The sequence below is a fragment of the Acidobacteriota bacterium genome (genome assembly GCA_016195325.1).
In the GTDB taxonomy this organism is placed as follows: domain Bacteria; phylum Acidobacteriota; class Polarisedimenticolia; order JACPZX01; family JACPZX01; genus JACPZX01.
The window spans coordinates 42,754-54,758 of record JACPZX010000076.1 but is presented as its reverse complement, the minus strand read 5'-3'; the positions used below and the strand labels follow the sequence as shown (position 1 = coordinate 54,758).

At 67.1% G+C, this 12,005-nt stretch carries 12 protein-coding genes and 2 pseudogenes; 2 read left to right on the top strand and 12 right to left on the bottom strand.

Features of this window, described 5'->3' with window-relative positions; translation table 11 throughout:
- Window positions 1-62 precede the first annotated feature (62 nt).
- From HY049_14290 to HY049_14280, 3 genes are all read right to left on the bottom strand, one after another.
- The gene (locus HY049_14290; GenBank protein MBI3450068.1) at window positions 63-2,087 is read right to left on the bottom strand and encodes a dehydrogenase E1 component subunit alpha/beta; all 2,025 of its coding nucleotides are present in this window, start codon (window positions 2,085-2,087) and stop codon (window positions 63-65) included.
- Window positions 2,088-2,228: 141 nt separating this feature from the next.
- Entirely contained in the window at window positions 2,229-2,429 is a 201-nt protein-coding gene (locus HY049_14285) for a hypothetical protein (protein MBI3450067.1), read from the bottom strand.
- Window positions 2,422-2,568 carry a hypothetical protein gene (locus HY049_14280; GenBank protein ID MBI3450066.1) on the bottom strand — a complete coding sequence of 49 codons (147 nt, stop codon included), beginning with the start codon at window positions 2,566-2,568 and terminating at the stop codon, window positions 2,422-2,424. Before HY049_14280 ends, HY049_14285 begins: the two co-directional genes overlap by 8 nt.
- Window positions 2,569-2,702: 134 nt before the next feature.
- Between HY049_14280 and HY049_14275 the strand changes: the two are divergent.
- Window positions 2,703-2,981 (top strand): annotated as a pseudogene (locus tag HY049_14275) (type II toxin-antitoxin system prevent-host-death family antitoxin).
- The gene (locus tag HY049_14270; GenBank protein ID MBI3450065.1) at window positions 2,974-3,270 is read left to right on the top strand and encodes a Txe/YoeB family addiction module toxin; all 297 of its coding nucleotides are present in this window, start codon (window positions 2,974-2,976) and stop codon (window positions 3,268-3,270) included. Before HY049_14275 ends, HY049_14270 begins: the two are co-directional and overlap by 8 nt.
- Window positions 3,271-3,285: 15 nt before the next feature.
- Here the strand turns inward: HY049_14270 and HY049_14265 are convergent, their stop codons facing one another.
- The 9 genes and pseudogenes from HY049_14265 to HY049_14225 all read right to left on the bottom strand — a co-directional run bounded on the left by HY049_14265 (window position 3,286) and on the right by HY049_14225 (window position 11,824).
- A complete protein-coding gene (locus HY049_14265) occupies window positions 3,286-3,600 on the bottom strand; it encodes a BrnA antitoxin family protein (GenBank protein MBI3450064.1) in 315 nt (104 codons plus the stop codon).
- A 37-nt stretch (window positions 3,601-3,637) separates the two neighbouring features.
- Window positions 3,638-3,952: a BrnA antitoxin family protein gene (locus tag HY049_14260; protein ID MBI3450063.1), complete on the bottom strand. Its 315-nt coding sequence runs from the start codon at window positions 3,950-3,952 to the stop codon at window positions 3,638-3,640.
- Entirely contained in the window at window positions 3,949-4,377 is a 429-nt protein-coding gene (locus HY049_14255) for a BrnT family toxin (protein MBI3450062.1), read from the bottom strand. Before HY049_14255 ends, HY049_14260 begins: the two co-directional genes overlap by 4 nt.
- Before the next feature lie 228 nt (window positions 4,378-4,605).
- Window positions 4,606-5,634, bottom strand: a pseudogene (locus HY049_14250) (group II intron reverse transcriptase domain-containing protein).
- Window positions 5,631-6,059 carry a diversity-generating retroelement protein Avd gene (gene avd / locus HY049_14245; protein MBI3450061.1) on the bottom strand — a complete coding sequence of 143 codons (429 nt, stop codon included), beginning with the start codon at window positions 6,057-6,059 and terminating at the stop codon, window positions 5,631-5,633. The pseudogene HY049_14250 and the gene avd overlap by 4 nt, the downstream one beginning before the upstream one ends.
- 55 nt (window positions 6,060-6,114) lie before the next feature.
- On the bottom strand, window positions 6,115-8,766 hold the full coding sequence (locus tag HY049_14240) for an SUMF1/EgtB/PvdO family nonheme iron enzyme (protein MBI3450060.1): 2,652 nt from the start codon (window positions 8,764-8,766) through the stop codon (window positions 6,115-6,117).
- 69 nt (window positions 8,767-8,835) lie between these two features.
- Window positions 8,836-9,054 carry a hypothetical protein gene (locus HY049_14235; GenBank protein ID MBI3450059.1) on the bottom strand — a complete coding sequence of 73 codons (219 nt, stop codon included), beginning with the start codon at window positions 9,052-9,054 and terminating at the stop codon, window positions 8,836-8,838.
- Between the two features lie 138 nt (window positions 9,055-9,192).
- On the bottom strand, window positions 9,193-9,432 hold the full coding sequence (locus HY049_14230) for a DUF2283 domain-containing protein (protein MBI3450058.1): 240 nt from the start codon (window positions 9,430-9,432) through the stop codon (window positions 9,193-9,195).
- A 40-nt stretch (window positions 9,433-9,472) separates the two neighbouring features.
- Window positions 9,473-11,824, bottom strand: coding sequence for a phosphoketolase family protein (locus HY049_14225; GenBank protein MBI3450057.1), 2,352 nt, complete (start codon window positions 11,822-11,824; stop codon window positions 9,473-9,475).
- Window positions 11,825-12,005: the final 181 nt, after the last annotated feature.

Here is a 12,005-nt window from a genome sequence, read left to right as displayed (position 1 = left end):
CCGGATTATGACAGATTCCGCTCGGTGATTCACCCTCCCGGACACGGGACGAAGGCGTTCCTTCAGTAGGCCGCGAGGTCCCGGATCGCCGCCTCGATCCCCTCCACCGACGGGAGCACCGCCGCCTCGAGGTTCGCCGCGAAGGGGACGAACGAGTCGAGGGCCCCCACGCGCCTCACGGGCGCGTCGAGGTACTCGAAGGCGCTGTCGGCGACGCGGGCCGCGATTTCGGCGCCGAACCCCATGAAGACCGAGTCCTCGTGCACGACGAGGAGCTTCCCGGTCTTCCGGATCGACTCGACGATCGTCTCCTCGTCGAGCGGGACGATGGTCCGGAGATCGACCAGATCCACCGACGGCGCCCCCTCGCGCATCTTCGAGAGGGCCTGGCTCACCATGTGGACGGTGCGCCCCCAGGCGACGACGGTCATGTCGGTCCCTTCCCGGACGAGCCTCGCCCTTCCGAAGGGGATCAGGAAATCCGGGTCGGGCTCCATCCCCTTCGTGAAGACCTGGCGGTAGAGCCCCTTGTGCTCGAGGAAGAGGACCGGATCGTCGAGGCGGCAGGCGGTCTTGATGAGCCCCTTGGAGTCCGACGCGTTCGACGGGAAAGCGATCAGCCACCCCGGCGTCTTCGCGTAGATCGCCTCGATGCACTGCGAGTGGAAGGGCCCCCCGTGGATGTAACCCCCCACGGCCACACGCACCACCATCGGGCACGACCAGACCCCCGCGCTGCGCCACCTGAGGGTCGAGACCTCGTTGCGCATCTGCATGAAGGCGGGCCAGGAGTAGTCGCCGAACTGGATCTCGACCACGGGCTTGTAGCCGCCGATCGACATCCCCTGCGCGACGCCGATGATGCTGGCCTCGGCGAGGGGCGAGTTGAAGACGCGGCTCCCGCCGAACCTCTCGGTGAGGCCGCGCGTCACGCCGAAGACCCCGCCCTTCGGGTCCTGGACGTCCTCCCCCCAGACGACGATCTTCTCGTTGCGCTCCATCTCCTCGCGCAGGCCGTGGTTGATCGCGTCCACCAGGGTGATCGGCTGCTCGCCCATCGGGCGCGGCTCCCTCTCGGGGATCGCGGGGCCGACGGGGCTGTAGATCTGGACCATGATGCGCTCGGCGTCGGGGGCGGGCATCGCGTCGGCGGCGTCGGCGGCCTCTTTCACTTCCCTCTCGGCCTCCGCCCGCATCGCCTTCACCTCGTCGTCGGTGAGCATCTCCATCTGCCTCAGGCGCAGCTCCGTGTGCAGCAGCGGGTCGTGCCGCCGCACCTCCTCCATCTGCTCCTCGGTCCGGTACTTCGACTGATCGTCGGACGACGAGTGCGACTCGAGCCGCACGACCATCCCCTCGACGAGGACGGGGCCCTTCCCCTTCCGCATCTCGGCGATCTTCGGCTCGAGGGTGCGGTACATCTCGGTGAAGCGGGTCCCGTCCACCCGGAAGGCATCCATGCCGAAGCCCCGCGCGATCAGGTGGATCTCGGACGACGTCTGCTGCGACTGCGGCACGCTGATGGCGTATCCGTTGTTCTGGATGACGAACATCACGGGGAGCGTCTCGCGCTGCGCCTGGTTGAGCGCCTCGAAGAACTCCCCTTCCGAGGTCGCCCCCTCGCCGGAGGAGACGTACACGATCTCGTCGCGGCCGTCGTACTTGATCGCCTTGGCCATGCCGACCGCCGCGAGGAACTGCGTGCCGGTGCACGCCGTCGGCGAGACCACGCGCAGCGCGCGGCTCGAGAAGTGCTCCGACATGTTCCGCCCTTCGCCCGAGGGGTCGCCGTTCTTCGAGAGCATGTGCAGGAAGATGTCCTTGAGCGGCATCCCGAGGCCGACCATCAGCGCCTTCTCGCGGTAGTACGGGAAGAACCAGTCCTTCCCCGATTTCAGCGCGAGCGCGCACGCGATCTGGAGCTTCTCGTGCCCGCGCGACGACGCGTGGAACGAGCACTTGTTCTGGCGGACGAAGCGGCGGACCGTCTCCTCGAGGTAGTAGAGCCGCAGCATGCGTCGGTACAACTCGATCAGGAGGTGCGGGTCGCCGGCGGGCTTCTTCGCGAGATTTCGGTCTTGAGCCATCGTGGCTACAGCCTCCGGGCGGGGCGGAGCGGCAGCTTCGGATGGGGATCCGAAGCGCGGGGTTGTCGTCGGCCGATCGGACTTCAATCGACTCGGACACGCAGGATAGCGTAAAGGTGGGGGCGGGTGAACCGGAATCGGTCACTTCTCCTGTCGGAATCGACGCTGCTCGGCGAGCGTCCGCCGGAGAACCGGAAGCATGGCCTGATCCTTCGCGTGAACGACTTCGAGGTTGAAGCTCACGACCGGGACGCCCTGCAGCGCAGCGGAGACACCGTCGACGACGATGAACTCCACGTCGCGCGCGATGAGCACCTTGAGGATGGCGGCGAAGTCAGTCACGCGGCATTCCGGCGCGCAGCTCCTCGAGCGAATTGACCGCGTCCTGAACCGTCTTCAGGCGCTCGGCGGGGGTCATCGCCAGCATCCAGTGGATGAGGGTGACATCCACGCCGTCGTCCGAATCGGATTCGTCTTTCATGTGAGGTCCTTGAGGTCCCGAGGGAAGAAGGCATGACCAGTGTACCGCCTCGAGTGGGCCTGCGCCTAGGCTGAGTGGACAGGGCGCGGCCGAACATGTACATTAAGTCTGTACATGCCCCGACGGAGGACGCCATGGCGAAGGAGACGACCTACACCAGCGCGCGCGCGAATCTGGCCTCGCTCTGCGACGCGGTCGCGGAGTCGCGGGAGGCGGTTGTCATCACACGGCGCGGGCGAAGCCCGGTGGCGTTGATCGCGGCCGATGAGCTCGACAGTCTCGTCGAGACGGCCCATCTGCTCCGATCGCCGAAGAATGCGGAGCGGCTGCTCAAGGCGCTGGCCCGCGCTCAAGGTCGACGCGTCAGGCCGAAGAGCGTCGCCTCCCTGAGACGCGAGATGGGTCTTGACGAGAAGCCCCGAACATCCACCGCGTCACCCACGCGCGCGCGACGCCGTATTCCACCCCGAGTTCCGGGAAGACCTGCGCTACTGGGTGGACACGAACCGCAAGGTCGCGCTCCGCGCGTTCGACGTCATCGAGGCGGTCCTCCGGGATCCCTTCACAGGAATCGGGAAGCCCGAGCCCCTGAAGTTCGCCGTCGCGCGCGCCTGGTCCCGGCGCCTCACCGAAGAGCATCGGATCGTGTACGCCGTCAGCAGCGACCGAATCGACTTCCTTCAGGCGAGGTACCACTACTGATACCGCGAGTCAGGTTCACCGCTTCGCGGGCTTGCGACGATGGGCTCCCTGGCGACCGGGCTTCTGCCGCAGTGATGCGCCGTACTCCGCTCGCTCCTCCCGAAGAACCTGACGAAGCGTGTCAACGAGCGGCTCTCTCCGACCCGCGATGTGCTCCTGCAGCGCATCGTTGATCAACGTCTGGTAGCTGCCGCCTCCCGCCGCGTGGACCTTGGCCCGGAACCAGTCGAGAATCTCCGTATCGAGCCGAATCGTGATCCGCGTCTTGCCCGGGGGCAAGGGGATCACGGCGCCACGCTTGCCCCGGCTGAAGTCGTATTCTTTCTTCAAGGTCCAACCCTCGTCCGTTCGATCTCACCACCGGACCTCAACGCTTCGACGGTTTCCGGCGACGCTTTCCCGCGTGCGCGTGTTCGGGCTGCGATGATGCGCCGTATCTCGCTCGTTCCTCCCGGAGCACGCGGCGAAGGGTGTCCTCGAGCGGCTCTCTACGCCTCGCGATGTGCTCTTGCAGCGCATCGTTGATCAGCGTCTGATAGTTGCCGCCGCCGGCCGCGTCGACCTGGGCGAAAAACCACTCGAGAATCTCGGCGTCGAGGCGAATCGTGATGCGTGTCTTGCCCGGAGGCAACGGGATCACGGGGCCGCGCACGCCGCGGCTGAAGTCGTATTCTTTTTTCATCGCTCAGCCTCGTACTTCCTTCGCTCTCGACGACTCGCGCGCCTGGCGGAGATGATCCGGACGCCCCCGGAGCGCCAAGTGTGGACAACCACCAGGACCTGGCCCAGTCCGTCCTTGCCGATCGTGACGAACCGAGCTTCGTTGAAGCGACTGCCCGTCATCGTGACGGCGCGTAGATCCTCGAGAACTGAAACCGTCAGCGCCTTCTGCTCGTCCCACTCGAACTGCACCACCGAAGCATATGCACATTTGTACACCGAGTCAAGCAGTGCGCTCGAGCGCGATGAGACATGGCCCCGCGCCGGCGTTCGCCCTTCCCGACGGGTGTGATGCGCCCCGGTGGGCGGAGCTACCAGCCGGCGCGGGGCCCCGCCTCGAATCGACCGCGAACTTCGTCGCGGTCCGGGAGCGGGGGACGGGACCATCCACGACGCGCTCCGGCGGCCCGTGAGCCGCCGGACTCAGGCGAAGGGTCGTCGGACCCCGAGGAGGGTGCTGGGCGCAACGGAACCCGATGTTGTTGTTGCGGTTCGCCGGGTCGTTGGTGTTGCGGTTCGCCGATCGGAGGTTCCTCGGATTGTTGTTCCAGGAGCCGCCCCGAAGGACGCTTGTCCCCCGCTTTCCCATCTCCGCACGAGGCGGAATTTCCAGAGAAGTTTCGATCTCAGGCGCCACGTGTCCGCGTGGCCCGCGTGACCGAGCCAGCCCATCAGCCGCTGTCGAACATCCGCGGGCGACAGCTCGCCGCGCTCGTACGCGCGCCGGTAGACCCGAAGCCGGCGGCGGACGCGCCGCACGGCGTCGCGCTTGAGGAGCACCTTCTCGGGGTAGACCCGGAATCCGACGAAGGCGACTCCCCGGCTCACCTGGTGCACGGCGGTCTTCCCCGAATGGAGTCTCAGACGGAGGCCGATCAGAAACTCGGCGATCCTTTCCCGCGCCTCGATGAGCCGATGCGGGTCGTCGTCGAAGAGGCAGAAGTCGTCGCAGTACCTGAGGTAGGCGCGGCAGCGAAGCCGTTCCTTCACGAAGTGATCGAGCGGATCGAGATAGAGGTTGGCGAAGACCTGGCTCGTCAGGTTTCCGATCGGGATCCCGCGGCGGCGCTCGAAGGGGGTGAAGAGATCGTCGCCGGCGAAGTAGTGGTTGACTTCAACTTGGGGGTTGCTCGACTCGACGATCGTCCTAAGCAGGGCGAGGACGCGGCGGTCCTTCACCTTGCGCTCCACGAGGCCCAGGAGAATCTCGTGGTCGATCGACGGGAAGTACTTCTTGATGTCGGCGCGAAGGACCCAGGCGTATCGGCGGGTGAACTCCCGGCAACGCGCGAGCGCCCGATGCGTTCCCTTCTCTTTCCGGCACGCGTACGAGTCGGGGATGAACCCGCGCTCGAAGACCGGCTCCACGAGGTTCATCAGGGCGTGGTGGACGACGCGGTCGCGGTACGGCGCGGCGCTGATCTGGCGCACGACCGGCTCACTGACCCAGAAGGCTCTGTACGGGCCGGGCTGATAGCTGCCATCCAGTAGTTCGCGCCGGAGGCCAAGGAGGCGGCTCTCGAGATCGAGCTCGAAGCTCGCGACGTTCAGGCGATCTCGCTTCCCCCTCCTCGCCTTCTTCGCGGCAAGGAGGAGGTTCTCGAACGAGCAGATCCGATCGAAAAGACCGCCCGCCCGTTTCATGCCGGACCCTTTCGCGACTTCGACCATCCTCCGATCATCCGTCCCACCTCGTCGATGCGCTCCGAGGCGTGGGCGTAGCGTCGCAGATCGAGTGCTTCCAGATCCTTGGAGAGCCTGACGAGAAGGCGCAAGCGCTGCAGAGAACGGCTGGCGCGCGCGAGGGCGTCGAGCTTGTCCTTCCGATAGGCCGCTTCGGTGAGGGATTCGAGGAGCTCGAGGGCCGAGGACTCGAGACGCTCACCGAGGGTGAATCGGCGCGCGCGAGGGAGGCGGTCGATGACCGGGACGAGCCAGAGCACGAGGTCGTAAGCCTTGCCGACGACGGGTGCGGCTTCGGGATGGTTGATTGCGCTTGCCGAAGCGCGCGGCGGCCCCGCTGGCGCGGGGCCGGAGGGACTCGGATTCAGGCTCGGCTTCTCGTCCATCCCTGCATTCACCTGACCTGCTCAGATCAAGGGATCAAGAGTCAAGGATCAAGGGCTATTTCTGGTCCTGGGCGCAACGGAACCCGATGTAGAAGTAGCGGTACGCCGGGTCGATGGAGTTGCGGTACGCCGACCGGAGGTACCTCGGAACGTTGCTCCAGGAGCCGCCCCGAAGGACGCGAGATGTACCGCCCGAAGGCCCCATCGGACTCGGACTCTTGGCGTAGTACCCCGCATCATACCAGTCTCTCACCCACTCCCAGACGTTACCCGCCATGTCCTCGGCGCCGTAGGGACTCGCACCTCGCGGGAACGACCCCACGGGGGCGGTCTCCGCGAATCCGTCATCGTAGCCGCTCACGATCGTCCAATCGGAGTGCTTCCTCTTCGCAGACTCGTCGGCGAAGTTTCCCTGCGGGAACGCCCCCGGCGCGTCGTTCCCCCACGGATAGATCCTCCCATCCGTCCCCCTCGCCGCCTTCTCCCACTCTGCCTCCGTGGGCAGTCGCTTGCCGACCGAACCGCAGTACGCCGCCGCGTCGTACCAGTCGACGTTGACAACGGGCTGTCGAGTTCCGTTCCATTCCGCGTTGTTCCATGTCGCTGCGTCGGGCGTGTGGTCCTTGCCGCGAGTTTCGTTCGGATCGCACGCGGTGTGGCTGCGCGCCGACTTCAAGAAGGTCGCGTACTGCCCGTTCGTGACCTCGTACCTGTCGATGTAGAAGGCGTTCAACGTGACGCGATGCTGCGGCCGCTCATCGGCTTCGGCCTGACCGTCCGACGAGCCGCTCCCCATCAGGAACTCCCCCGCAGGCACGAGGACCATCGCCGCCCCGTCGGCGCCGGTGATGCGCAAAGCAGGCTCAACGACTTCACTGCGAAGCTCAGCGCTCACGGGCTGCTCCCCGTCGGATTCCACGCGCGCCGAGCGCTTCTCCGGCACGAACCCCTTCTTGCTGATGACGACGTCATGGTTGACGCCCGGCGCGACCGAACCCGTCCACGGAGTCGTTCCCCCGGGCACGGGATTCCCGTCGATGCTGACCGCCGCACCTGAAGGGTTCGACGTCACCGACAGACGACCCGGCGACGGCACGAGCGTCAGGGTGACGCGCGTCGTCTTCCCCGCATCGATCCGTGCGCTCTGCTCCGCCGTCTGGTAATGCCGCAGCTCACCCTTGACGACGTGGGAGCCGACGCTGAGATCCGGGATCGTCTTGGGCGCCGAACCCCGCCACTCCCTGTCCACGTCGATTGCGGCCCCGGGCGGAACGCTTTCGATCGCAAGCGACCCCGTGGTCTCGACGGCCGGCTTCGCCGGAGCCGGCGCGGCGGCTTGCCCTTGATGCGAACTCGGCGCGGGTTCGGTCTTCGGAGGCGGAGGCTCCTCGACCTTCGCCGGCTCAGCCCTGCCCGACGACGGAGCGGTGACCGTGCCCGCGACCTTGTCTGTTCCCGTGAGAGCCGATGGATGTGTCTCCGGGCGCAACGCCAACCAGAGGAGAACGCCGGCGCCAATCGCCGCGATCAGGGCGCCCGCGATCCACCGACCCTTGCGGGAAGGGGGCGGCTCGACGATCGGATCCCACACACGTCGAGTCGGACCGGCTTCCACCCTGGTCCCGCCAGGCATCTTCAACCGAGGATCCACGAGCGTTCTGTCGCCCGAGAGCTTCTCCGGGACCGGCGGCGCCGTGGCGATGGGAACGGTCGCCCCAATGGGCTTTGCGGGCTTCACGTCCGACCCGGACCGGCGCTGCACGATCTCGCGGAGATCCTTCTCCATCGCGGCGGCCGTGGGGTAGCGCTCGGCCGCCTTCTTGGCCAGCGACCGTCGGAGCACGTCGATGAGAGGCAGGGGGACGGTGTACTGAAGAGGCGAGAGATCGACCTCGCGCGCCTCGCCGATCTTCCCCGCCACCTCCCTGTAGCTGTCGCCGTCGAAGAGGAGGCTTCCCGTCAGGCACTCGTGGAGGACGCAGCCCAGGGAGAAGAGATCGGCGCGATGATCGCTCGCCTCGAACTTGATGACCTCGGGGGCCGCGTACTGCGGCGTCAGCGGCGGGTTGCTCGTCGTCAGCGCGGGCATGTCGGCGATCTTGGCGATGCCGAAATCGCCCAGGACCGCCTGCCCCGCGCGCACGAAGATGTTCGCCGGCTTGATGTCGCGGTGAATCGATCCGTCCGCGTGGACGAACCCGAGCGCCGCCGCGACGTCCGCCACGAGCGACGCCGCTTCGAGGGGCGGGAGCAGCCCGCGCTGGTTGATCCGATCGTGGAGCGTCCCCTCGGACAGGCACTCCATCACGAAGAAGGGGAGGCCCGCGACGTCTCCCACGAGCGCCACGCTCACGACGTGGCGAGTCCTCGCGCTGTAGCGGGCGAGGGCCTGCGCCTCGCGGCGGAAGCGCTCCTTGATGGCGGGGATTTCCGTGGGAGCGACTCTTTCCAGCGTGAGGAACTTGACGGCGACGTCGCGCTCGAGCCCCTGGTCGCGCGCCAGGAAGACGCGCCCGAAGCCCCCTTTCCCCAGCTCCTTCACGATGCGGTAGTTGCCGTGGAGCAGGTAGCCGGGACCGATCTCGGGCGGGAGAACCAACGGGACCGTCGTTCGATCCTCGGCGGGCCGGCGCGGCGGCGCGCCGCAGCGGGGGCACGGACCCGCCTCGGCTCTGTCGGCGAGGCCGCACGCGGGGCAGCTCAGCATGCGCGGGAGTCTATCTTACCGACACGTTGACAGACGAGCGTTGCAATTCCGCATCCGTGCGGGAAGCGCCTATGACGCCGCCGAGAAGGCCCTCGCAGCTTCTTTCGGTAGATCGATGGGCACGAACAGGGTCGCGGGAAACAAGTAGTCCTCCCCCGACTCGTCGACGACCCGGATGAGACCGCGCTTCCCCGCCTCGGCGTCGCTGAGAGCGCGGTACACCTTTCGGACCACAAGCGCGGTCTTGAATCCCGCGTTGCTCACGCAGACGACGTAACTCTCTATCACCTTGGATTCTCTTCGGCGCGACCCATGGATCTTCTCCTTGCCCGCTCGAACACGCGGCGCAGCCTCTCACGCGCTGCGTCGTCGCCTCTGTTCCATCCACGCCTGGTACTGCTCACTGGAAAGCTCCATGACGTCCCCTCAGGCAGTGTGCGGGAGATGGAAATCAGCGAGCACGGGGAGACGAAGCGTCTCCCCATTCGCGATTCTGCGGGAGAAGAAGAGTATCTCGAGGTTTTCGACGTCCCTCGACGTCGGGTTCAGGCGCGCGACGACGCCGTACTCGAGCTCGTCCGACTCCTGCTCGGCGTAGGGGGAACACTTGTTAATGTAAAGGATGTCACCGACCTTGTCGTACTCGACGGTCAGGGGCGCTTCCATTCAACAGCTCCTTTCGCCAGCCTTCGCGCGAAGTAGGCCGTCACCTCCCGCTCCACTCCCACTTCGTGATCTCCGCCGGGTCCTCGCCGCGCTCGCAGATGTAGGCGCGGTGATCCGCCAGCGACTTCTCGCACGCGCGGACCAGCTCCTCGGCGCGCGCCCCGACGCCGGGGTGGCGCGCCGCCATCGTCTGCGCCGCCTGGGTGACGAGGTGGAACCGGCTCGTGCGGTTCCGCACCTGCATGTCGAAGGGGGTGGTCGTCGTCCCCTCCTCGCGGTAGCCGTTGATGTCGAACCGTTCGTTTCCCGGGCGCTCGAAGAGAAGCTGCTTGATCGCGGCGGTGTAGCCGTGGAAGTTGAAGACGACGGGGACGGCCGGCGGGAAGAGGCGCTCGAACCGCCCCTCGTCGAGGCCGTGCGGGTACTTCTGCGGGATGCCGAGCGTCATGAGATCCGTGACGTTGACGACGCGGACGCGCCACTCCGGGACGGACTCACGGAGCATCTGCGCCGCCGCCATCACCTCGAGAGTGAGGTTGTCGCCGCACCCCGCGAGGACGATCTGCGGATCCTCGCCGTCGTGCGTGCCGGCCCAGCGCCAGACCGACGCGCCGACGCGGCAGTGCTCGATCGCCTCGTCCATCGACAGCCACTGCGGCATCGGCTGCTTCCCGGCGATGATCAAATTGATGTAGTTCGTGCTCCGGAGACAGTGATCGGCCGTGGACAGGAGGCAGTTCGCGTCGGGGGGGAGGTAGATGCGGTACGTGTGCCCCTTCTTGGTCATCAGGTTGTTGATGAACCCCGGCCCCTGGTGCGAGTAGCCGTTGTGATCCTGCCGCCAGCTCTCGGAGGTGAGGAGGTAGTTGAGAGAGGAGACCGGGAGGCGCCACGGGGCTTCGAGAGAAGTCTTCAGGAACTTCGCGTACTGGTTCATCATCCCGTCCACGATCGGCAGGAAGGCCTCGTAACAGGGGAAGACGCCGTGCCGCCCCGTGAGGAGGTACCCCTGGAGCCACCCCTGGCAGGTGTGCTCGCTGAGGATCTCGAGGACGCGGCCGTCCCTCGCGACGTGCTCGGCCGACGACGGCACCGGCCACGCGTACTGGCGCTCCGTGACGTCGAGGACGGCGCCGAGGCGGTTCGACTCGAGCTCGTCGGGGCAGACGATGCGGAAGTTGCGCTCGGCGGCGTTGAGGGTGACGACCTCCTTGAGGTACTTCCCCAGCTCGCCCATCGATCCGGCGCGCGCCGCGCCGCGACTCTCGAGGCGCAGGGCGCGCTGTTCGAGCGCGGGAAGGTGCAACGGCTTTCGGATCTTCCCGCCGAACGCGTGCGGGTTCTGCGCGATGCGTCGGTCGCCCCGCGGGCAGAGGGCCAGGATGTCGGCCGCCGGCCGCCCGGCGGCGTCGAAGAGCTCGGCGGGCTTGTAGGAACGGAGCCACTTCTCCACCGCGGCGAGCTGCGCCGGCTTGGTCTTGAGCTCGATCCCGGGAACCTGGTGGGCGCGGAAGCACCCTTCGACCACCTTGCCTTCGATCTCCTTCGGCCCCGTCCATCCCTTCGGCGTCCGGAGGACGATCATCGGCCAGCGCGGCCGATCGGCGGGGCGCCCGGCGCGCGCCGACTTCTGGAGGGAGCGGATCTCGCCGTGCGCGGTGGCGACCGCCGCCGCCATCGCCGCGTCGATCGCCTCCCCCTCCTTCGCGAGGTCGACGATGTGGACCGAGTAGCCGTAGCCGGTGAAAAGCGCGGTCAGCTCCCCGTCGTCCATCGTGCCGAAGATCGTCGGCGACGAGATCTTGAACCCGTTCACGTGGAGGATGGGGAGGACCGCGCCGTCCGTCGCGGCGTTCACGAACTTCGCGGCGTGCCAGGCCGTCGCGGTCGGCCCCGTCTCCGCCTCACCGTCGCCCACGATGCAGGCGACGAGGAGGTCGGGGTTGTCGAGGGCCGCGCCGAAGGCGGTGGCGAGGGCGTAGCCCAGCTCGCCTCCCTCGTGGATGACCCCCGGGAGCCCGGGATTGAGATGGCTCGCGAAGCGATCGGGCCACGAGAACCACGACAGGAAGCGGGCGAGCCCCTCGCGACCGTGCGTCAGCTCGGGGAAGTACTCGGCCAGGGTCCCCTCGAGGTACATGTTCGCGAGGTTGGCCGCCGCCCCGTGCCCGGGTCCGGTCACCAGGAGGACGCTCGCGTCCGTCTCGAGGATGAGGCGGTTCAGGTGCGCGTAGACGAAGTTGATCCCCGGGCTCGTCCCCCAGTGCCCGAGAAGGCGCGGCTTGATGTGCTCGGGGCGCAGCGGCTCCTCGAGAAGCGGATTGGCCTGGAGATAGATCTGCGCCGCGGCGAGGTAGTTCGCCGCGCGGCGGTAGCGGTCGATCGGGCTCATCGAAACCTCCGGCTTCTCGGGAACGCGGGCTCGGCCATTCTAGCGTGAAGTCCCGAACGGCTGCGTCTGGTTTCTGCGTCACAATGTCCGGGCTTTCAGGAATCCGGTCCGACGATCCGGAGAGCCGCGACCTCGCGAATTCCGGCATAGATCGCTGACTCGAACGAACTTCTTGCCGACT